At 39.7% G+C, this 21,709-nt stretch carries 18 protein-coding genes and 4 pseudogenes; all 22 read right to left on the bottom strand.

Annotated features, from left to right (window positions below; translation table 11 throughout):
• Positions 1 to 16 precede the first annotated feature (16 nt).
• The 22 genes and pseudogenes from cheY to P4S65_RS08905 all read right to left on the bottom strand — a co-directional run bounded on the left by cheY (position 17) and on the right by P4S65_RS08905 (position 21,611).
• Positions 17 to 400 carry a chemotaxis response regulator CheY gene (gene cheY, locus P4S65_RS09010; RefSeq protein WP_007377943.1) on the bottom strand — a complete coding sequence of 128 codons (384 nt, stop codon included), beginning with the start codon at positions 398 to 400 and terminating at the stop codon, positions 17 to 19.
• Positions 401 to 440: 40 nt separating this feature from the next.
• Positions 441 to 1,151, bottom strand: a complete 711-nt coding sequence (locus P4S65_RS09005; RefSeq protein WP_033015920.1) for an RNA polymerase sigma factor FliA — start codon at positions 1,149 to 1,151, stop codon at positions 441 to 443.
• A 26-nt stretch (positions 1,152 to 1,177) separates the two neighbouring features.
• Positions 1,178 to 2,038, bottom strand: a complete 861-nt coding sequence (locus tag P4S65_RS09000) for a MinD/ParA family ATP-binding protein (RefSeq protein ID WP_007377945.1) — start codon at positions 2,036 to 2,038, stop codon at positions 1,178 to 1,180.
• Positions 2,031 to 3,515 carry a flagellar biosynthesis protein FlhF gene (gene flhF, locus P4S65_RS08995; protein WP_337119989.1) on the bottom strand — a complete coding sequence of 495 codons (1,485 nt, stop codon included), beginning with the start codon at positions 3,513 to 3,515 and terminating at the stop codon, positions 2,031 to 2,033. The genes P4S65_RS09000 and flhF overlap by 8 nt, the downstream gene beginning before the upstream one ends.
• A 20-nt stretch (positions 3,516 to 3,535) precedes the next feature.
• On the bottom strand, positions 3,536 to 5,647 hold the full coding sequence (gene flhA / locus P4S65_RS08990) for a flagellar biosynthesis protein FlhA (RefSeq protein ID WP_337119988.1): 2,112 nt from the start codon (positions 5,645 to 5,647) through the stop codon (positions 3,536 to 3,538).
• A gap of 73 nt (positions 5,648 to 5,720) precedes the next feature.
• Positions 5,721 to 6,850: pseudogene (flhB, locus tag P4S65_RS08985) on the bottom strand (flagellar biosynthesis protein FlhB).
• A gap of 15 nt (positions 6,851 to 6,865) precedes the next feature.
• A complete protein-coding gene (fliR, locus tag P4S65_RS08980; RefSeq protein ID WP_033015905.1) occupies positions 6,866 to 7,639 on the bottom strand; it encodes a flagellar biosynthetic protein FliR in 774 nt (257 codons plus the stop codon).
• A 2-nt stretch (positions 7,640 to 7,641) separates the two neighbouring features.
• Positions 7,642 to 7,910 (bottom strand): annotated as a pseudogene (locus tag P4S65_RS08975) (flagellar biosynthetic protein FliQ).
• Between the two features lie 40 nt (positions 7,911 to 7,950).
• Positions 7,951 to 8,691 (bottom strand): flagellar type III secretion system pore protein FliP, encoded by a 741-nt coding sequence (gene fliP / locus P4S65_RS08970; RefSeq protein WP_008136725.1) that lies wholly within the window; start codon positions 8,689 to 8,691, stop codon positions 7,951 to 7,953.
• Between the two features lie 4 nt (positions 8,692 to 8,695).
• Entirely contained in the window at positions 8,696 to 9,001 is a 306-nt protein-coding gene (fliO, locus tag P4S65_RS08965) for a flagellar biosynthetic protein FliO (RefSeq protein WP_337120749.1), read from the bottom strand.
• A 73-nt stretch (positions 9,002 to 9,074) separates the two neighbouring features.
• Positions 9,075 to 9,473, bottom strand: a complete 399-nt coding sequence (gene fliN, locus P4S65_RS08960; RefSeq protein WP_007377953.1) for a flagellar motor switch protein FliN — start codon at positions 9,471 to 9,473, stop codon at positions 9,075 to 9,077.
• A gap of 20 nt (positions 9,474 to 9,493) precedes the next feature.
• Complete coding sequence (fliM, locus tag P4S65_RS08955) at positions 9,494 to 10,582, bottom strand: flagellar motor switch protein FliM (RefSeq protein ID WP_007377954.1); 1,089 nt, start codon at positions 10,580 to 10,582, stop codon at positions 9,494 to 9,496.
• Between the two features lie 9 nt (positions 10,583 to 10,591).
• Positions 10,592 to 11,122, bottom strand: coding sequence for a flagellar basal body-associated protein FliL (gene fliL / locus P4S65_RS08950; RefSeq protein ID WP_033031477.1), 531 nt, complete (start codon positions 11,120 to 11,122; stop codon positions 10,592 to 10,594).
• A 57-nt stretch (positions 11,123 to 11,179) separates the two neighbouring features.
• Positions 11,180 to 13,105, bottom strand: a complete 1,926-nt coding sequence (locus P4S65_RS08945) for a flagellar hook-length control protein FliK (protein WP_442961876.1) — start codon at positions 13,103 to 13,105, stop codon at positions 11,180 to 11,182.
• 93 nt (positions 13,106 to 13,198) lie between these two features.
• Entirely contained in the window at positions 13,199 to 13,645 is a 447-nt protein-coding gene (fliJ, locus tag P4S65_RS08940; protein WP_337119985.1) for a flagellar export protein FliJ, read from the bottom strand.
• Entirely contained in the window at positions 13,645 to 14,979 is a 1,335-nt protein-coding gene (fliI, locus tag P4S65_RS08935) for a flagellar protein export ATPase FliI (RefSeq protein WP_337119984.1), read from the bottom strand. Before fliI ends, fliJ begins: the two co-directional genes overlap by 1 nt.
• 18 nt (positions 14,980 to 14,997) lie before the next feature.
• Entirely contained in the window at positions 14,998 to 15,804 is an 807-nt protein-coding gene (gene fliH, locus P4S65_RS08930; protein ID WP_337119983.1) for a flagellar assembly protein FliH, read from the bottom strand.
• Positions 15,805 to 15,807: 3 nt separating this feature from the next.
• Complete coding sequence (gene fliG / locus P4S65_RS08925) at positions 15,808 to 16,848, bottom strand: flagellar motor switch protein FliG (protein ID WP_007377960.1); 1,041 nt, start codon at positions 16,846 to 16,848, stop codon at positions 15,808 to 15,810.
• Positions 16,841 to 18,555, bottom strand: a pseudogene (gene fliF / locus P4S65_RS08920) (flagellar basal-body MS-ring/collar protein FliF). The gene fliG and the pseudogene fliF overlap by 8 nt, the downstream one beginning before the upstream one ends.
• Positions 18,556 to 18,575: 20 nt before the next feature.
• Positions 18,576 to 18,908, bottom strand: coding sequence for a flagellar hook-basal body complex protein FliE (gene fliE / locus P4S65_RS08915; protein ID WP_008136717.1), 333 nt, complete (start codon positions 18,906 to 18,908; stop codon positions 18,576 to 18,578).
• Positions 18,909 to 19,063: 155 nt separating this feature from the next.
• Complete coding sequence (locus P4S65_RS08910; protein WP_337119982.1) at positions 19,064 to 20,503, bottom strand: sigma-54-dependent transcriptional regulator; 1,440 nt, start codon at positions 20,501 to 20,503, stop codon at positions 19,064 to 19,066.
• Positions 20,500 to 21,611, bottom strand: a pseudogene (locus P4S65_RS08905) (sensor histidine kinase). The gene P4S65_RS08910 and the pseudogene P4S65_RS08905 overlap by 4 nt, the downstream one beginning before the upstream one ends.
• Positions 21,612 to 21,709: the final 98 nt, after the last annotated feature.

Genomic DNA, 21,709 nt, shown 5'->3' with positions numbered 1-21,709 from the left:
AGCCTTTCCCCTATTATTAACCTAAGCGTTCGAACACTTTTTCTAATTTAGTTTTTAATGTGCCAGCTGTAAATGGTTTTACAATATAGCCATTAACACCAGCTTGAGCCGCTGCTATTATTTGTTCTTTTTTAGCTTCAGCTGTCACCATTAAAACAGGAAGGTGTTTTAATTTATCGTCAGCCCTTATCGCTCTCAAAAGATCAATACCTTGCATTCCTGGCATGTTCCAATCTGTTACCACAAAATCAAAAACTTGATTTTGTAACATGGGTAAGGCTGTAGAGCCGTCATCCGCTTCTTGGACGTTGGTAAAGCCTAAGTCGCGCAATAGATTTTTAATAATACGTCTCATTGTCGAAAAATCATCAACAACAAGAATTTTCATGTTTTTATCCAAAACATCCTCCAGTGAGGTCTTAACCTGTATTTACTTACTACTAGTTTATCCAGTCATTGATTTTTGCTTTTAGCTTAATCATCGCCTGACCATGTATCTGACTTACACGCGATTCACTTACATCGAGTATATGTCCAATTTCTTTTAAATTCATTTCATCGTTATAGTACAAAGAAAGTACCATTGCGTCTCGCTCTGGTAATGACTTGATAGCATTTAATAATGATTCATTAAATCGTTCATTTTTAACGTTATTAAACGGTTTGTCTAGCGTTAAATCTTGGCCCGCCGTGGTAATAACATCTTCATCGACCCCGAGGTCTTCGATGCCTAACACTTTACTTGTGTTTACATCGTTTAAAATATGATGGTACTCATTTAACGAAATTTCAAGTTTTTCAGCAACTTCTATATCGGTTGGTTCACGATTTAAGCTACTTTCTAATCCAGCAATCGTCTCGGCTACAAGACGGCTTTTTCTATGAACCGACCGAGGAGCCCAGTCACCACGGCGCATTTCATCAAGCATGGCACCGCGAATTCGTATTCCCGCGAACGTTTCAAAACTTGCGCCTTTGGTTGCATCAAAGTTTTTTGATGCTTCAATTAGGCCTATCATACCCGACTGAATTAGGTCATCGAGTTGGACACTTGGAGGCAAACGAGCAATTAAATGGCATGCCACTTTTTTGACTAGCGATGCATGTTTTTCAACAATCACATTTAAATTTTGTGTTGATTGATATCCCATAGCTCTATTTACCAATGTTGTCATAATTAGCCGTTAACTAGCTTCTCAATAAAAAATTCTAAATGTCCTGAAGGTTGGTTAGGTATAGGCCATTTCACTGCTCTTGTCGCCAGTGCTTTAAAGGCAACTGAAGCAGGAGAACTAGGAAAAAGTTCTACAATCACTTTTTGACGGCGAGTTGCCTTACGCATATTTTCGTCATAAGGGATTGTTGCAACCAACTCCATTGACACATCTAAAAATCGGTCCGTTACTTTTGAAAGTTTTGCAAATAACTCATGACCTTCACGCATACTACGAACCATATTAGCTACAATTTTGAATTTATACACCCCATGCTCACGACTTAACACTTTAATAAGTGCATAAGCATCTGTGATTGAAGTCGGTTCGTCGCACACTACAACCATTACATCTTGAGCAGCACGAGAAAAACTCAGTACCATATCTGAAATACCCGCAGCGGTATCTACAATTAAGATATCAAATTCGGTATTTAATTCGCTAAAAGCGCGTATAAGGCCTGCATGTTCAGACGGTGATAATTCCACCATACTCTGAGAACCAGAGGTCGCTGGTACAATTTTAATTCCTGCAGGACCTTCAACTAAAATCTCATCGAGTTCACACTCACCAGAAAGTACATGTGATAAATTACGTTCAACCCGTAATCCGAGCATCACATCACAGTTCGCTAGACCTAAGTCGGCATCAAGTACTAAAACTCGATTACCTTGCTGGCCTAATGCTATTGCCGTGTTAAGTGAAACATTTGTTTTACCTACACCACCCTTGCCACCAGTAACAGCGATAACTTTTACGCCGTTGTTATTGTTTTGACTCATTTTGCGCAGGCCGCTTGCTTGATCTAATACTGTGTTAATCATACATCCCTACTGTGCTCGACGCCACTGCTTGGTGTCGTGAATGTTGTGCTTTTATTCTTTTCAAATATAATTGCTCAGCTTTTTTTACTAGTTTTTCTGCATTTGCAACACGAATGTCTTCTGGAACTCGTTGACCATTAGTAAGATACCCTATTGGAAGGCGATTTTGAATCGCAATACTAATAATCTCACCTAAACTTAAAGATTCATCCAACTTGGTGAAAATACAACCACTTAACTGCACTTTTTTGAAATGTCGTACTGTTTCTTGCAAGACATTTATTTGCGCTGTTGCACTTAATACTAAATAACTACGAATATCAACACGTTGATTGCGCATAAGCGTATTCAATTGCTCTGTTAAACGTAAGTCTCGTTGACTCATACCTGCTGTATCAATTAATACTAGACGTTTATTTCGTAAATGGTATAAAACTTCAGCTAATTCATTAGCATCTTTAACCTGCTTTACTCCACAACCGATAATTCGACCGTATGTTGCAAGTTGCTCATAAGCACCAATTCTGTATGTATCGGTGGTTATTAGCGCCACTTTATCTGCACCGTATTTCTGTGCGCCTAAAGCAGCCAACTTTGCAACTGTTGTCGTTTTCCCCACACCAGTAGGGCCTACCAATGCGTAAACACCACCTTGACGTAGTATTTCATTATTCGTAGTTTGCATCTGGTCTTCGACCATTGTTAACAAAGCCTTCCAACCTTGTTGGCGAGATACGTCATCAGGTACAAAACACGCCATTTGTTCTGCAACTTCTTTATCGATTCCCATACCAACTAAACGGTCAATCATACAAGCACGTGTGGGGTCACGGCGTGCCATATCTTGCTGCATTAAACCTGACACTTGGTGCTCTAGCAATTGACGAATAGCGTTCATTTCTTCACGCATTGACGTCATTTCTTCACTTTCATTATTTTTAACGTGCGCTTGAGGTGTTACGGGGCTATCTAGATCATCAAAATCACGATCTAGGTCATCAAAACCTAAACTATCGGCTTGGGTCTGTGGACGTGTTGGTGCAATATCTTCGCGAGCAAACATATTCGCTGAGCGAGGTTTGACAACTGGCTCTTGATAATTATCGGTCGTTTCAATACCCGATTGAGAAAACATTGATGCTAATTCAGGTGAACGTGGGCGAGGAGATTGACGCTCTAGTAAAGCTTCTAAACTATCTGCAACCCTAGCTTGGGGGGCAGCTTTAGCGCGTTGAGGCTCTGGCTTTACAAAATTATGTATACTGTGTGATTGTGCTGAGTCATCCGCACGCGCTAAAGTATTTTGCGGCTGTGCAGCTGATTTAGGGGCCGCTTTTTCATAATCAACTGCGGCTACAATCTCAACGCCATTAGCCAGCTTTTTGTTAGACATAATAACCGCATCAACACCAAGTTCATCTTTCACTTCTTTAAGTGCTGTACGCATATCTTTAGCAAAAAAACGTTTAATTTTCATTATTCAACCCCTTTAAAATCTTATTGTTGGCCTACAGAGCTGACAATTTTTATCTGTCTTTCGTCTGGCACCTCTTGATAAGACATCACCCTTAATCCTGGTATGGTGTACTTAACAAAACGAGATAACACAGTACGTAACATTCCTGACGTTAACAGTATTGAAGGTTCACCGGCCATTTCTTGATTTTGATGCGCTTCATTCAATGACACTTGAAGTCGCTCTGCAAGTCCTGGCTCTATACCGGCACCTTCATCGCCTGCATTTTGTAATGACTGATGCAACATCTGTTCCAACTCAGGCGCCAAGGTTATGACAGGTATTTCAGATGACATTCCAACCGCATCTTGAACAATTAATCTACGCAGAGAAATACGCACTGCAGCCGTTAATACATCAGGGTCTTGGCTACGAGGACCATACTCAACAAGGGTTTGTACAATTGATCGCATATCGCGAATAGCCACCCCTTCGTTCAATAAGTTCTGTAGTACTTTTACAATAGCGGTTAACGGCAATACATCAGGGACAAGTCCTTCAACCAAACGAGGATGACTCTTTCCAAGCATATCAAGTAAGTTTTGAACTTCTTCATGCCCTAGTAACAACGCTGCACTGTTAGTTAACAACTGACTAATATGAGTTGCAACCACTGTGGCAGAATCAACAACGGTATAGCCTAAAGATTGAGCTTCGTCTTTTTGATCAGGTTTAATCCAAACCGCGTCTAATCCAAATGCAGGATCTTTAGTTTCAATTCCTTTTATTGGACCAAATACTTGCCCTGGGTTAATAGCCAGCTCATCACCATGCTTAAGCTCCCCCTCACCAGTAGATACTCCCATTAGCGTTATTCTGTAAGCATTAGGGTCTAGTTCTAAATTATCGCGAATATGAACAGGAGGAACTAAAAATCCAAGCTCTTGAGAAAGCTTTTTACGCACTCCTTTAATCCGGTTGAGTAGTTCACCACCTTGTGATTGATCAACCAGCGGAATTAATCTATACCCTACTTCTAATCCTATTACATCAACTTGCTGAACATCATCCCAACCAAGCTCTTTTTGCTCTTGTTTATTCGCAACACCTGTCGCAGTGCTTCCGCCATTTGCAGCCTCTTCAGCTTCGACTGCAGCAGCTTTGATTTTACTTTGCTGCGTGTAATAGGCTAAGTAACCAAGTAGTGCGCCTAAACTCAAAAAAGCAAAATGCGGCATACCAGGGACTAACCCCATGATGATCAAAATACCTGAAGCAATAAAGAGTGACTTTTCGTTACCAAGTTGTTTCTTGAATTGGTCACCCATATTAAGCGACTCATTTTGACGTGTTACTACAATTGCCGTGCCAATTGAGAGCAATAATGATGGAAGCTGAGCAACCAAACCGTCACCAATGGTTAGAAGTGTATATACTTCCATTGCATGGCTAAAACTTAAGTTATGCTGGATCATCCCAACAAATAAGCCACCTACAATATTAATAATTAAAATAACGATACCGGCTATTGCATCGCCTTTTACAAACTTACTCGCACCATCCATTGAACCGTAAAAATCGGCTTCGCGAGTTACTTCCTCGCGACGGTCACGCGCTTGCTCAGCACTAATAAAGCCGGCATTTAAATCGGCATCTATTGCCATTTGTTTACCTGGCATTGCATCAAGGGTGAAACGTGCAGATACCTCAGAAATACGTCCAGCACCCTTTGTTATTACTACAAAGTTGATAATGATAAGAATTAAAAATACAACTAAACCAACGGCATAGTTACCACCAATTACAACTGAGCCAAATGCTTCAATGACCTTACCTGCAGCATCACCACCGTTGTGACCCTCAAGTAACACAACTCGAGTACTAGCAACGTTGAGCGCTAAGCGCATAATCGTAGCGATAAGTAATACAGCGGGGAACATACCAAATTCAACTGGTTTCATCGTGTAAACAGTCACGAGTAATACAACTAATGCGAGCGCAATATTAAACGAAAAAAGGATGTCGAGTAAAAATGGCGGTAATGGTAAAATCACCATTCCCAGTGCAGCAAGCACAAGCAAAGGAGTCCCTACTCCTTTGGCATATTCTTTTTTGTCTCTGTTAAGTTGTTGTAATACCGCTTTAAAACTCATAATTCTACAATTTCAAAAAATTGACACTATATAGAATTAGCAATAACTATTCCAAGTTAGTAAATTTGCGATATTAATACTTGTAGGCGTCGGGGATGGGGAGTTTATTACTAAGCTTTGTAGGGCGTTTTCCTCGTCCCTTGTTAAAACGTTTTAGCTGAAATACATACGCTAGCACTTGTGCAACAGCCGTAAATAGCTGATCAGGTATTTGGTCGCCAACTTCAGCCGTATGATAAAGTGCTCTAGTTAGCATGGGGGACTCTACAATGGGGACTTCATTACCAATTGCTACTTTACGAATTTGCATTGCCATCTCGTCAATACCTTTGGCTAGTACAATAGGCGCTCCTGCACGCTCCGTATCGTACTTTAAAGCGACTGAGTAATGAGTTGGGTTAGTAACAATAACATCTGCATCAGGCACATCTTGCATCATGCGTTTTTGCGACATTTGCCTTTGTGTTTGCCTAATACGTGCTTTTATTTGTGGGTCACCTTCCGAGTTTTTATACTCATCTTTAACCTCTTGCATTGTCATTTTTAATTGTTTGTGGTGGGTGTAACTTTGATATGGCGCATCGATTGCTGCAATAATAATTAATGTACAAGAAAGTGCTAAAAACATCCATGCTAAAATCTCTAAGGCATGAATAATATTACCTGGTGCAGGTTCTATACTTAAATGTAAAATTTCGTCAAAATAGGTGTTAATCAAAAATACAGCAAATCCTGCAACAACAGAAAACTTCAAAATAGCTTTGAACAACTCAACTGCGGCTTGTGGTCCAAACATACGTTTAAAACCCTTAAAAGGTGACATCTTACTTGCCTTTGGTGCTGCTGCTTGCCAACTGAAATTAAACCCCCTAAAAGCGTGTTCCCTATTAAACCTGCAAATAAAATAATGGATACAAACATCGCCATAGGAAAAATTAAGGCATCAGACACACTAGCCCATACCGCAAACATCTTAGTAGTATCGTAAGTTTCATTTCGGTTCAGACTTAGCATTCTTCCCATAATATTATACAGCCCCTTACCAATCTCAGGGCCGTACATCAAAAGTGAAATAGCTGAAAAAATAAGCACAAACATTGTACCTAATTCTTTTGAACGTGCAACTTGTCCTTTTTTCTTAGACTCATCTACTTTTTTCCCCGTAGGCTCTTCTGTTTTTTCTTGACCTGAATCTTCAGCCACTAGACTCTCCTATGGTTAACAGCCAACTAAAATGCACATTAATTCAATCATTTTTAACCATTGAAACTCAAACTGAATAATAAAGTTACCTAACGTTGCCCAGATAATGACAAGCCCTGCTACTAGAGTAAATGGAAAGCCAATTGCAAAAATATTTAACTGTGGCGCAGCGCGCGTCATAATACCAAATGATATGTTAATTACTAACATAGCCGTCAAAGGAGCCAATGAAAGTACCAGCGCGGTAGTAAACATCCAGCCTCCCCATGTCACTATGTCCCAATAATGATCAACCGCCCACCAGTTACCATCAATAGGTAATACTTTAAAACTGTGTATTACCATTTGTATCATCATTAAATGACCATTGAATACAAAAAATAGTAATGTTGCTAAAATGAGATAAAATTGACCAACAGCTGGCACGCTCATACCATTTGAGGGGTCAACAACAGAAGCAAATCCTAGACCTGTTTGCATAGCCAATATTTGCCCAGCCAATACAAAAGTATTAAGTAGTAAAGTCGAAGCAAAGCCAATAGCGACACCAATCAACATTTGTTGAATAACTACTAAAATCATTTCAAACGAAAATAAGTTAGTAAAAGTAGCTGAAGGAAGTGTTGGTGCAGCAATAAAAGTAACTACGACGGCCAGTCCCATTTTTATTCGCGTGGGGACATTTTTAGCGCCAAGGCCAGCCATAATCATAATCATGGAACTAATGCGAACTAATGGCAACAGAAAGTCACTCAACCACTGAATAATAACGGCAAACGGAAGTTCCATTACTATCCTGCTATTTCGGGAATAATTAATACAATCCTAGTAAAAAATCCATTAACTCTTGAGTCAACCAATGTCCCCCTACAATTAATGCACTGATAGTAATTAATAAACGAGGTAAAAAGCTTAAAGTTTGTTCATTGATCGATGTTGCAGCTTGAAACACAGCAACCACTAATCCAACAAGTAGCCCAGGAACCACAATTGCGGACACTAGTTTTATTACTAAAAACAGTGCATCACTTAGAATATCAACAAAAATTTCCGGTTCCATGTTGTCCCCCTATTGTTGAATTACATTAATACTTTGCATACTAAGTTCCCAAACCAAAGCTTTTTGCTAAGGTACCCATCACTAAACTCCAACCATCAACAAGCACGAATAACATGATTTTAAATGGTAAGGACACAATCATAGGCGATAGCATCATCATACCCATCGCCATTAATACCGAGGCAACAACTAAATCAACAATTAAAAATGGAATAAAGAACATAAAACCAATTATAAATGCAGTTTGTAATTCGCTAGTCACAAACGCGGGTATCAATACGATTAATGGCGTTGCTTCTGGAGAATCTAATTGATCGTAACCAGCTATTTTAGCAAACGTTTCCAAATCCTTTAGCCGGACCTGAGACAGCATAAATGTTTTCATTGGTTCTTTTGCAAGCTCAAGTGCTTGTATTGACGTTACTTGTTCATTTAAGTAAGGCTCTATAGCTCTTTCATTTACCTGCTGGTAAATAGGAGACATTATAAAAATACTTAAAAAAAGCGACATGCCTAGTAACACTTGATTCGACGGTGTTTGCTGCAAACCAATTGCTTGGCGTAAAATAGCAAGCACAACAATAATACGTGTAAATGAGGTCATCATGATTATAGCGGCTGGTATAAAACTCAGCGCCGTCATAATCGCTAAAACTTGTAACGTTACTGAGTAATCTTGTGTGCCATCGGCGTTTGTTGTAATGGTTAGCGCATCAATACCCTCAGCACTGACACTTGGTACAAATACCATGGCGAAAATAATAAGCAGCCACTTTGTCATAGGTCTAATTCTTTTTATTTTGGTTTGATTGCGGATTTAAAAGTTTACCAAATCGTTTAGCTAGTTCAGGAAGTTCTTTTTCACTTAATGGGGTTTCTAACTTGTGTAAGTAATTAATACTGTGAGGCGTTACACCAAGCAAATGCTGCGCATTGTCTATTTCAACAACCATTAAACGCTCACGAGAACCCAAAGGTAGGCTTCTGACTACTTTAAACTCATCGCTGTTTGCTAGATTTGGATTAAGCTTCTTTACAAAAAATGCCAGCACGATGATAAGTACTAGCACCATTACTAGTGACAGCACCATAGAGAGTATATCTCCAGTTGGTGTTGCCACATCTGCTTTTGAAAAAAGGAACTGGTTAAAGCAACTAATAAGCTCATCGTAGTTTTTTGATCCGCTCTATTTGGCTTATTACATCAGTTAAGCGAATACCAAACTTGTCATTTACTACAACAACCTCTCCATGAGCAATCAAAGTGCCATTAACCAAAACATCCAATGGCTCACCCGCAACACGATCAAGCTCAACAACTGATCCTTGGTTAAGCTGCAGTAAATTACGAATATTTATTTTAGAACGGCCAACTTCCATAGAAATGGTAACTGGTATGTCTAAAATCGTATCGAGTTTACGTTTTTCATCGCCGCTGATTTCGTGCTTTGAATCACTTAACTCGTCTAATTCCGCAACATGCGCCTCAGCACCTTCATCTGGGGTATCGGCTTCTGCAAGCGCAGCAGCCCACTCGTCCATAGTATCTTGATCATCACTCATACTTTTAACCTTTTAATCAATTACCAGTCTAAATCTACACCATCAGAAAGGTGTAAATCATCCTCTAATTCTGCTAATTCTGCATCTGAGTCAATTTTCTTGCCGCCTTTGGTAAATACATGCAGCTCAGATTTAACTGAATCAGGTCGTTTAATTTTTTCGCTAATCTGTAGGGCAACACTATCACGAGAGCGGCCCATTTTGGCTCTGAATGTAGGTAACTCTTCGACAAATACTGTAATGTGCTCAGGCATTTCAACAGGGATTATATCGCCTGCTTTGAGTTCCATTATTTGCTTTAAAGACAAATCAACTTCAAGTAATTGAGTTGATAATCCAACTTCTACATCCATAATCTCATCGCGAAGCGCTTTACTCCATCGTAAATCAGTATCTTCAGTATCCGACTGCACACCTGCATCTAACAGCTCTCTGATTGGCTCAAGCATCGAGTAAGGTAATGCTATGTGAAAATCACCACCACCACCATCAAGCTCAATATGAAAAGAGCTAATAACTACAACCTCTGTGGGGCTCACAATATTAGCCATGGCAGGATTGACCTCTGAGTCGAGGTATTCAAAAGATACATCCATGACAGGCGCCCATGCTTCTTTGTAATCTTCAAAGATTATTTTAAGTAGCATTTGTACTATACGACGTTCTGTTGGTGTGAACTCGCGGCCTTCTATTTTTGCATGATAACGTCCATCGCCACCAAAAAAGTTATCAACCAAAATAAACACAAGTCGTGCTTCCATGGTGATTAGTCCGGTGCCTTTTAGCGGTCGAAAGCGGACCATATTTAAGCTGGTAGGTACAAAAAGGGTGTGAATATATTCACCAAATTTAATCATTTGCACACCATTTATCGATACTTCAGCAGTACGGCGCATCATGTTAAATAGGCTAATTCGCATATGCCTAGCAAAACGTTCGTTAACAATTTCAAGTGTCGGCATGCGACCACGCACGATTCGATCCTGCGAAGAAAAGTCGTACTGAAGTGTACTACCTCCGCCGTCTTCACTATCGTGCTCTTCCTCTTCGACATCATCAACACCGTGTAATAACGCATCAATTTCGTCTTGGGATAATAAATCGCTCACGCTAACCCCTTATTGCATCACAAAGCCGGTAAACAAAACCCGCTCAATTACTTTACTACCTTCAACGCCAGCTAAAGCTGTTTGTACTTTTTCAAGCGCAGAAAAACGCAATGTTTCTTTTCCTGCACTCGTACTTAATTCATCAGCTGTAGTTGTAGAAAATACACTTAATAACGTGCCTTCTATAAGTGGGATATGTTTTTTTGCAGTTTCTTCATTGACTTCACCACGTACCAATAACTGCACTTTAATTTGTACAATCCTATCACGACTTGAACCTGGTACATTAAATACAAAAGGTCTGGGCATAGCAACATACAGTGCACTGCCAATCGAAGCAGATGAGCCAGAAGCAACAGGAGCCTCAGCCACTATGGCTGTTTCTTCATCTAACGTTTCTGCTGGGACCTCATCAGAACCTGACATTAAAAAATAACCTGCGGCGGCACCAACAACAAGTACAACGGCAACAATAATAATTATCAGCTTCTTTTTACTTTTACCTGTTTCTTCAATTTCTAAATTAGTGTCTTCAGCCATTGTATTTCCTTTATTTGCAAAGGTACTTACTTGTTTTAGTTATTATAATAGCAGTACTTAGGCATAGTAATCTATTGCTGATGAAGTTTGTTGTCGAGAACTTTGTAGTTGAGCCTCTCCTGAATCGGCATTTTCTTCGTTAATGATATTTTTATTAACCAAACCGTTTTTTGAATCATCGTCATTTTGTTCTGTGGTTTCGTTCTTAGAATCGCCATATGAAATACTGCTATCGCCTAATTCAATACCTTGTTGTGCGAGCATTTCACGCAAACGAGGTAATGATTGTTCTAACGCCTCTTTTGCTTGCTGATTTTGTACTACAAAATTAATTTGGGCTTGCTCAGCATCACTTCTAATACGTATTTGCATACTGCCCATTTCAGGTGGATCTAAGCGTATTTCAGCTTCTTTATTGTTAATACTTAGCATTGAACTGACGCGCTCTTGCAAGAGCTTAGCGGCATCACTTTTAATAATATTAACCGCCTGCATAACACCCGGATCAATACTCATTTGCTTACCTTGCGCAGTGCTTTGTAATTGTTGAGATTGCAACACTTGCGTATCTAGTATTGCTTGTTCATAGCCTAAAGTATCGTAATTACTTAATCCGCCCCTTTGCAAGGTATCAAGTGCGCCTGTGATTTGTGTAAATAGCTGCATAGAACGCGGGGTTAGCTGTTCTGCATTATTGATTTTAGAGCCATTTTTTTGAATCATGTCTAGTTGTTTTATCAAATCATCGTCCGCCTCAGCTAATTGGTCTGGCGGAATACTATTTTCATTTATTGTCGATTTCACACTCTGCTTCTGCGGATTGTAAACAGTATTTGGAGTTTCACCTGCAACAAAAGTAGTTATTTTATTATTTGGTTGTTCTAAATTGATTGATGTTTCAAGCACACTTACCGCTTCTTTGAGATAAGTTAACTGAGCACCTTGTGGCTGTTCGGTTTTAATATAAGTTGTTAACTGAGACAATAACGCTTGTTTTTCAGTCGTCGTTAACGCGCTAATTTCTGCATTAAAAGATTGTTTAGGTACTAAAGCTTGTGGTTTATTATTTTCAGTCACAAACGCATTAAGCATTTGTTTTAAAGCCGTAATATTATCATTGTTAGTTGATTTATTTACGGTTTGAGATTGAGTAATTAATTGTTCACGCTGCTCAGGAGTCAAACTTGACAATATTTTATCTAACTTTATTGCACTATCATCTTTACTTAACAACGTTTCAACTGCAGCACTGTTACTGCTTTGAGAATCCACATTACTTACACGTTGAGTATTCGTGATCTCACCTTTTGGCGTTTGCTTGTTGTCTACCAAGGCAGGTTTAATTTGTGATTCATCAGCAGCAACACGTTTGGCGACGCCTGGTTTATCTATAATAGGCCCCTCTTTATCGTGTTCATTTTTATCAACGACTGGATTTAATTGCTCATCAAGCTTCTCTGCGGCAAAACCTTTATTTATATTACTTTTATTTAATGCTGGAGCATCGCTAGTACCTTTGTCAGTAGCTTGCGATTCAGTGCTTTTTTGTTCAGCGGCCTTTTGCCCGATGTTTTGTGATGCACTTGAAATTATATTATCAGCGGATTTACTTTTAGTTTTATCTAAATCAGTATCAATAGTATCAGAACTCTGTTCAGAGTGTTTTTTAACTGATATATCAATAGCTTGTGCAGAGTTAATTTGAGCCAGCATACTATCTCCAGATAAATTAGTATTATCTTGGTTTTCTTGCTCATTTTCTACAATATCGGTTTTGGCCTGTTTAGGCTCAGCGGCACGAATCGAATCTTTCGCATCACCTGAAGAGCTACGTTTACTTGCCGCTTCAATTGAATTATGCGCACTGTGTAACTGATTTAGAAACTCGGTGTCATTGCTTTCTTTATCTTTAGCTAAACGATTGTCTTTAGAGGCTAAATAAGAATCTTGCTCAGACGCAACCAAACTAGAAATATCATTCATCACCATAAACCACCTAACATTATTGCGGCAACACGCCACCGCATATTGCCAAAAATTAAAGACTGCCTAAATAAAGCAATTTACGTGCCTAATTTATAAAACTTTACGACGCTGAAAAAATTGGTTGGATGAAAACTCATCTAACATTTTTTGCTCACTTTTCGCAATAAGCACATCTGCTTTTAATTTTTGGTTTTCAATTAACTTAGCAACAGCTTTAGCTTTAATTTGTTGCTTTAACCAAATTGCTTTTCGTTGACTGACTACTTGCTTAGCCGTATTAACTGTACTCGCCTGTTGGCGAATTGCTTCTTCTATTTTTGCTATAAAAGCATGATATTGACTAAATCCTGCACTTGATAAACCTGACTGGCCTTTTACATGTAACTGTTGCATGTATTCCATTCGAAAATCATTCAGACCTTGTAATTTTTGTTGATTGGCCTGCAAATTCTGATTTGCTTGTAGGTAACTCATGCGTAAGTTTTCTTCTTTGTCATTTTCAAGTTTGAGCAACATATGCAGCTTATTCTTAGCCATTATGCTTGTCCTAATAGTTGTGCTAAGCCTTGTAAGCCATCATCGTAACTAATCACATCACGCATACCCTGCTGTAAAAAAGTATTAACTCTGGGCATCATATTAATAGCTTGATCAAGCATTTGGTCAGTGCCTTTTTGATAAGCGCCTAAAGTGATCATATCTTTATTTTGCTGATACATAGAATATACCTGCTTAAGCACACGAGCTTGTTGCATATGCTTTTGTGAGACAACTTGAGGCATCACTCGTGAAATCGACTTTTCAATATCAATTGCCGGATAATGACCACTGTCAGCTAAATCACGGGAAAGTACAATATGACCATCTAAAATAGCCCGTGCAGCATCAGCAATGGGATCCTGCATATCATCACCTTCACTTAATACTGTGAAAAAAGCAGTAATTGATCCCTGCCCTTCCCCGCCGTTACCCGCGCGTTCCACCAGCGCCGGTAATTTAGCAAACACTGATGGCGGATAACCTTTTGTAGCTGGAGGCTCGCCAACAGCAAGTGCAATTTCACGTTGTGCCATTGCATATCGAGTAATTGAATCTAGTAGCAACAATACATTTAAACCTTGATCACGAAAATACTCAGCAATTGTTACAGCACTTTCACAGCCTTTTAAACGCATAAGAGGAGATGAATCAGCCGGTGCAGCAACAACAACTGAACGTTTTCTCCCTTCTACACCAAGAATCTCTTCAATAAATTCTTTTACTTCTCGGCCACGTTCACCTACTAGTCCAACAACAATAACATCCGCCTCACTGCCGCGTGTCATCATACCTAAAAGCACCGACTTACCGACACCAGAACCTGCAAACAAGCCCATGCGCTGGCCTTGACCTACAGTAATGACCGAATTTATAGCACGCACTCCCACATCCATAGGCTGGCTTATCGGACGTCGAGAAAGTGGGTTTATAGTATTTTGTGCAAATTTTAAATAATGCTCCGCATTTATTTTACCAAGACCATCAAGTGGGCGACCTAATCCATCAACAACGCGGCCTAACAAACTCATTCCAACAGGTAAACCTAAGTTATTGACCTGAGGGATCACTCGAGCACCAGGTAATACTCCTGAAATATGATCATTAGGCATTAGGTAAAGAGTTTGCTCATTAAAACCTACTATTTCGGCATCAACAAAACCATTCATAGTTTCTATTTTGCATTGGCTTCCAACAGGTGCACGTAAACCTTTTGCTTCAAGAGTGAGGCCTACGACACGTGTTAAGATACCCGCTACCGCGAGGGCTGGTGTATTAATATGCTGTTTATATTGAGATAAGCGTTCGCTTAAAGATGCACATTGTTCAGACATGACATGCCAATAAAGTAGTTAGATACCACTATTATGCAAAAAACTATCCAATGTTTCTTTGACGCGAGTTTTCAAGGTCATATCGAGTGAGGATTGGGCTGTTTTAACCTCGCAACCGCCACGTTCAAGTGTAGGTTCAGCGATTAGTTGCCAATTATTATCTGCGATGGTTTGTTCTCCATAGCTGTTTTTTATGAGTTCTAAATCTTCTGGGTGTAAATGTATACGTACCTTTTCTTGCTCAGCATTAAGCGAATCTATACTTAGTTTAAGTGTATGTAAAATAACATCAGGAGAGGTTTTTACTTCTTGATAAATTATTGCTTCAGCAAGCATTACTGTCAATTGGACTAATTGTTTTTCAACTTGTTCATCCACTTTATTCAAAGGAGTAGTTAAATTATCTAATATGCTACGCAAACCCGTGAGTTTTTCTTCAATTAATGGTTTTACATCTTCATGACCTTGAGTTTTACCTAGTTCAAGCCCCTCTTTATAACCGGCCTCTTTTCCCTCTGTAACGCCTTTATCAAAACCATCAATATAACCTTGCTCATGCCCTTGTTTAAGACCTTCTTCATAAGCATCTTGTCGAATTCGCTCAAGTTCAGCCATAGTAATAGAAGGTAATTCTGGTTCCTGCGGTTCCTCTACAGGTACCTCTTCGGCCATTTCTTTTTTGTATAAATCCGAAAGTGGTGTGCCAAAAGCAGTTGAACGATCTCCAAAACTTCTTTCGTCCGGAGCCATATTGGGCACCGACCAGTTTCTTAATAATTCATCTGCTTCTTCTGCATTGAGTGGACGACCTTTTAACTTACTCATGCTTTACAGGAACTCCTCACCACCACCGCCACCTAGCTGAATCTCGCCAGAATCAGATAAACGACGTGCAGTTGATAAAATTTCTTTTTGCGCAGCTTCAACTTCACTAATTCTTACAGGTGCCATTGCTTCTAAATCATCAGCAAGCATTTCTGCTGCACGTTTAGACATGTTACCTAATATTTTCTCTTTAAGAGCATCGTCTGTGCCTTTAATCGCTTTCATAAGTACATCTTGTTGTACTTCACGCAAAATTGCTTGAATGCCACGGTCTTCAACATCCATTAAGTTTTCAAATACGAACATTAAGTCTTGAATTTGCTGTGACATCTCTTCATCGTGCTCACGAATAGAGTCCATTAACTGCCCTTCTACATTTGTATCAAGGTAGTTCATAATATCAGCTGCAGCTTTTAAACCGCCCATTTTAGCTGCTTGCGCACCCGCTTGACCTGCAAATTGTTTTTCCATAATCTCATTGAGCTCTTGCAATGCCGCTGGTTGCACTTCTTCAAGATTAGCAATACGCATAGTTAAATCTAAACGTACTTTTTCAGGAAACTGTGCCAATATTTCAGCAGACTGCTCTGGCTCTAAATAAGATAAAACGATAGTTTGAATTTGCGGATGCTCATTACGAATAATATTCGCTACCTGCTTAGAGTCCATCCACTTAAGAGAATCAAGTCCCTTAGCGCCTGATCCCATAACAATTTGGTCAATAAGGCTGGCTGCTTTATCTTCACCCAATGCAGCTGTAAGTGCTTTTTTGATAAAATCTTCTGATTGGAAGCCTATCGTACTAAAACTCTGAATTTGTTCAATAAACAAATTATGCACGGCACTTATTTTAGCTTGAGACAAGTCATCTAAGCCCGCCATTGCCATACCCACTTTTTGTACCTGTTTAGGTTCTAAATGCTTGAGTATTTGCGCCGCATCTTCTTCTGATAAACTCAAAAGTAATATAGCCGCTTTATCTACACCATCGAGCTTATCAACATCAAATGCTGTTGGCAGTTGTTTTTGTTCTTGATCAGTCATCTTCTGTTAACCACGCTTTCACTACTTGTGATGATAGTTCTGGTTCGTTAGCTACAAGGGCACGAATTGCTTTTAATAAGTCCTCGTCACCATGTAGGTCTGGTAACTGTAGTGTACCATCGCTAGAGAAGCCAATTGAAGCAGAATCAAAGTCTTTATTTAGCATATCAAGTGTACTGTCACCAATATCAACCCCTGAACTCAATGCATCTTCATCATACTCTTCCAAAGTATTATCTGGGTAAATTAGACGTTTTAGCATTGGCTTAACTACGGCCATAATAAGAACAATAATTACTAAGGCACCTAAACCAAGACGCACATACTTCACAAACCAATCTTGCTCCCACATTGGGACTTCAAGGTCTAAACCTGTCGTTTCACGCACAAATGGCACTGTTACCACTTCAAGTGCATCGCCACGCTGCATATCAAACCCTACACCGCCTTGTAATAAACGACGAATATTTGACAATGCCTCCACTGATCGTGGTGTCATGGTCGTTTCGCCGTTTTCACCCACTTTTGGAATATAATCAACAGCAACCGATACACTTATTCTACGTATTACCCCCGTTTGCTGGCGTTTATGCGAAATAGTAGTATCAAGCTCATAGTTTCGCGTAGATTCTTTGTGATTACGAGTTGGCGAAGTACCTGTTCCTGCACCACCTTGTCCTGCTACTTCTGGAATATTCGAGTTTAGTGGAGGCTGATTCGTAAGCGCACCTGGAATACCAACGGCTAAACCGCCTATGTTATTTTCTTCAAATGTGGTTTCACTTCTCACTGCTGGTAAATCTGGATTGTAGCGTTTTTGTGTTTCTTCTATCGCACTAAAGTCCATACTTAAATCAACTTGGGCTGTGTAATTTGCAAGCCCTACGACAGGTATTAGAATGCTGTCTATTTTTTCTAAATATTCTTGTTCTCGTTTACGTTCTAAGTCGTACTCTTTACGAGAACGTGCTGCTAATGAGCTTTGCGAACCTGAATTTAATAAGCGACCATTTTGATCTGTAACAGTCACCCTAGCTGGCTCTAAGCCTTGTACTGCTGAAGCAATCATATCAACAACAGAGTCTATCTCTTCACCATTAAGAGAGCGCCCACGTTTAAGTGTTAGCACAACGGTGGCAGATGGCTTTTCTCTCTGCGCGCAAATACGTTCTCTTTTGGTATCGCAAGCAATACTTTCGCACGAGTAATATTATTAAGCTCTTCTATAGTACGTGCTAATTGCTGCTCTCTACCATGTTTGAGGCGCTCACGTTCAAGGCGCTGACTAACCCCAAACCCCATATCTTGCATGATAATATCTGATCCCGAAGTAGGTCCTTGGTCTAACCCTTCGCGAGTCATTAATAATTTTATATTTTGATATTCACTTTCATCAACCGATACGACATTACCATCAAGTTGATATTCTATCTTTTGTGCATCTAAAAAATCGAGGGTTTGAATTAACTCTTCTGTTTGCATTTTACCCAATGGGCGCATATCTGGCTGACGTGCCCAAATAATGATAAAAATGGCAATAGCCAAACAAATAGCCAGAGCTATAACCAGTGTCACTTGGCGTAATACATCAGTACCATTTAAAGCACTTAAATAGCCTGATTTCTGTTCTTGTTGATCATCACTATCACTTTGGTCGATATCACCACCAGCAAGTGCAAGGTCTGTAGATTGGTTAGATTGCGCCACGATAATTCTCCACTACCTAGTTAGACAGGCATGTTCATGATTTCTTTGTAAGCTTCTACAAGTTTATTACGAACCTGTACTGTAGCTTCAAATGCAACCGAAGATTTCTGAGAAGCAATCATCGCCTCAGCAAGCGATACACTTCGGTCACCCATTTCAACTGCTTTTACTTTTTGGCCTGTATCTTGTTGTAACTCATGCACTGTATTTAGTGCATTACTTAGCATATCGCCAAATTGTGCAGTAGAAGTAGACTGTACTTGAGTTGGCAATTTATTAATTTGATTACTACGGCCAGCTTCAAGGGCCATTGATTGCATTTCTTGAAAGACAGCGCTATTTTGAATTTTCATAATTTTTCTCTGACAATGCAGTTAAGCTTATAAATATAACAAAGCACAAAGCATGCCAACTAAAAGTCATTTAAAAACAAATGGTTAAGAATTACTTATGAGTCAGAGTTTTGACAACCCCAAATTAAATTAATTAAATTTGGGGTTTAGAGGGATTATGCAGGAAGTGAAATACCTAAATCGCGCATTTGCGCTAGCTTATAACGTAATGTTCGAGGGCTAATACCTAATGTTTCTGCTACATCTTTGCGCTTACCTTGACAGCGGGCTAATGTTTCTAAAATAATACTATGCTCTTTGTCTTTAAGTTCATCTTTATAGCTCCCCGTGTCAACCGCAAGTAAATCTTGCTTTGGCTCACCAGCCATAGGCACTTTTTCATCGTAATATGCCGTGCTTAAGCTATTTATAGCTTCGTTTGCCGTTACTGTTTCCAACACTTCAGTTGGTGTAATTACAAAATCGCTTGCTACTGAGTTTTCGATAAAAATAGCATGTTCATTTATTGTATTACCACTTCGTAGTATCAGTGCTCGCTGAATTACGTTATCCAGTTCACGAACATTACCAGGCCATGCATGAGCAAGTAGTTTTTGCTCTGCTGCTTTATCTAAGTAGGCCATAGGCTCTTTACTTTTATTTATATGGCGTTCTATTAAATGCTTTGCGAGTATAATTATATCACCAGGGCGCTGGCAAAGAGGTCGCCACATTAATGGAAAAACATTAAGTCGGTAATATAAGTCCTCTCTAAATTGGTTCTTAGCGACCGCTTCTTTTAAGTCACGATTACTCGTTGCTAACACACGAACATCTAGTTGGATTGTCTTACGAGCACCTAAACGCTCTACTTCCCGCTCTTGTAGCACTCGTAGTAGCTTTGCCTGTAATCCTAAATCCATTTCAGTGATTTCATCTAGTAAAATTGTTCCGCCTTGCGCTTGTTCAAATTTACCAGGGCATGCTTGAATAGCACCTGTAAACGCCCCCTTTTCGTAACCAAATAAAGTGGCCTCAAGCATATTTTCAGGGATCGCAGCACAATTTATAGCAACAAAGAGTTCATTGCATCGACTCGATTTATCGTGAATATAACGCGCGAGCACTTCTTTACCTGAACCACTAGGCCCGAGCACCATTACACTCGCATCAGAGCGTGCAACTTTACTTGCAAGTTCGAGTAATTGAATGCTACTAGGGTCGGCAACAATAGGGCCATCTGTCTCTTTCGCTTTTTCAGGCAAATAGCGACTCACCATATTTAGCAGCACTTCAGGTGCAAATGGTTTAGCCATATAATCAATAGCACCTAAACGCATAGCTTCAACAGCATCATCAATCGTGGCATAGGCCGTCATCATCAATACAGGTAAGTCGGGATAATTTAATTTAATACTTCGCAGTAAGTCCAAACCACTCATGGTTCCCATTTGCACATCACTTACGACTAATGAAAATTGCTCTTTTTTAAGCAATAACATCGCTTGCTCTGCGCTATTAGCTGAAACGCATTCAATACCTGACATCTCCAGCGTATCAATTAAAGCTTCACGGAGCCCCGCATCATCTTCTACGACTAAAATAATATTACTCATAATGATTCCTCTAATTTAGATGTCGCGCGTATTGGCAACAGTAAACTAAAACAAGCTCCACCATGAGCATTGTTACTAACGTCAACACGTCCTTGGTGCGCATTAACCACCGAACTTACAACAGCAAGCCCTAGACCAGTGCCTTGGCTTTTTGTAGTAAAAAGGGTTCAAACATTTTATCAGCCTGACTTAAATCAATACCGGGACCATTATCGCTTACACTAATACGCACAAAGTCGTGATCTTCTAAATCAGTCGCGGCACTCAAATGTACTTTAGCCCCAGAACCAATCACTTGAATGCTATTGTGAATAAGGTTTTGAACAGCACTGGCTAGCGCTGTCTTATTCCCCACTATTACAATATCTGGTTCAGGAAGACTTACATCCAGCTCGCTTTCATTAAGTGCGACCATGGCATCAGCACCGGTTTTCACTTCTGTTAATAATTGCTGCATAGAGACTTGTTCAACGACTTGCTGCTCACCGCTTTTAGCAAATAACAGCATGTCATTAACCTGCGTTTCTAAATCTTTTAATCGTGACATCAATTTAGTTTGGAAATTATCGCGAGATGCTTCTGGCAAGCGCTTTGAGCCTAAGTTAGCAGCATAAAGCATTGCTGCAGATAGAGGCGTGCGTACTTGATGCGCAAGAGACGCCACCATTTTACCCAGCGCACTTAATCGCTGCATATGTGCAACACGTTTTTGTAAACGTCGCGTCTCAGTTAAGTCCGTCATTAAAATAAGTTGTCCGGGTTCTGGAGCCAAAGCGGTAATGTCGAGCTTAATTAAACGCCCGTCTTTTAATGATACTTCGTGTCCATCATCTTGATGTGGTTTGAAAGACCGCTGAATAACATAAAACCACTTTTCACCTTCAAGTGGTTCACCAAGCATATCAATCGCAATTTGGTTCGCTTTAGCAACCATGCCTTTACCATCAAGTACAACAACACCTGTGGGCATTGTATCAACCAAGTGCGAAAGCCAACTTGCCTGCTTACGAAGATCACTTAGCTCACCAATGTACTCCTCTTGAAGTAAACATGGGTTATACTTATTTGCAGAAATAAACTGTGGTTTTAGCACGCTTGCAAGGGCCATAATCAAATCTCAAACTAATGTAGATACAGAGTTAAATGCACAATTTGTACCAAAGTTTATTTATATATTTATCATTAAGTTACATAAGAAAAACAAGC

This window comes from Pseudoalteromonas sp. B131b (assembly GCF_037162545.1).
Taxonomy (GTDB): domain Bacteria; phylum Pseudomonadota; class Gammaproteobacteria; order Enterobacterales; family Alteromonadaceae; genus Pseudoalteromonas; species Pseudoalteromonas fuliginea.
This window is presented reverse-complemented; position numbering and strand designations above follow the sequence as displayed.

Bases quoted from the DNA above. Each gene is read 5' to 3' on its own strand.
- P4S65_RS09005 (WP_033015920.1), bottom strand. From the start codon at position 1,151: ATGGGATATCAATCAACACAAAATTTAAATGTGATTGTTGAAAAACAT.
- P4S65_RS09000 (WP_007377945.1), bottom strand. From the start codon at position 2,038: ATGATTAACACAGTATTAGATCAAGCAAGCGGCCTGCGCAAAATGAGT.
- flhF (WP_337119989.1), bottom strand. From the start codon at position 3,515: ATGAAAATTAAACGTTTTTTTGCTAAAGATATGCGTACAGCACTTAAA.
- flhA (WP_337119988.1), bottom strand. From the start codon at position 5,647: ATGAGTTTTAAAGCGGTATTACAACAACTTAACAGAGACAAAAAAGAA.
- fliR (WP_033015905.1), bottom strand. From the start codon at position 7,639: ATGGAACTTCCGTTTGCCGTTATTATTCAGTGGTTGAGTGACTTTCTG.
- fliP (WP_008136725.1), bottom strand. From the start codon at position 8,691: ATGACAAAGTGGCTGCTTATTATTTTCGCCATGGTATTTGTACCAAGT.
- fliO (WP_337120749.1), bottom strand. From the start codon at position 9,001: ATGGTGCTGTCACTAGTAATGGTGCTAGTACTTATCATCGTGCTGGCA.
- fliN (WP_007377953.1), bottom strand. From the start codon at position 9,473: ATGAGTGATGATCAAGATACTATGGACGAGTGGGCTGCTGCGCTTGCA.
- fliL (WP_033031477.1), bottom strand. From the start codon at position 11,122: ATGGCTGAAGACACTAATTTAGAAATTGAAGAAACAGGTAAAAGTAAA.
- P4S65_RS08945 (WP_442961876.1), bottom strand. From the start codon at position 13,105: ATGAATGATATTTCTAGTTTGGTTGCGTCTGAGCAAGATTCTTATTTA.
- fliJ (WP_337119985.1), bottom strand. From the start codon at position 13,645: ATGGCTAAGAATAAGCTGCATATGTTGCTCAAACTTGAAAATGACAAA.
- fliI (WP_337119984.1), bottom strand. From the start codon at position 14,979: ATGTCTGAACAATGTGCATCTTTAAGCGAACGCTTATCTCAATATAAA.
- fliH (WP_337119983.1), bottom strand. From the start codon at position 15,804: ATGAGTAAGTTAAAAGGTCGTCCACTCAATGCAGAAGAAGCAGATGAA.
- fliG (WP_007377960.1), bottom strand. From the start codon at position 16,848: ATGACTGATCAAGAACAAAAACAACTGCCAACAGCATTTGATGTTGAT.
- fliE (WP_008136717.1), bottom strand. From the start codon at position 18,908: ATGAAAATTCAAAATAGCGCTGTCTTTCAAGAAATGCAATCAATGGCC.
- P4S65_RS08910 (WP_337119982.1), bottom strand. From the start codon at position 20,503: ATGAGTAATATTATTTTAGTCGTAGAAGATGATGCGGGGCTCCGTGAA.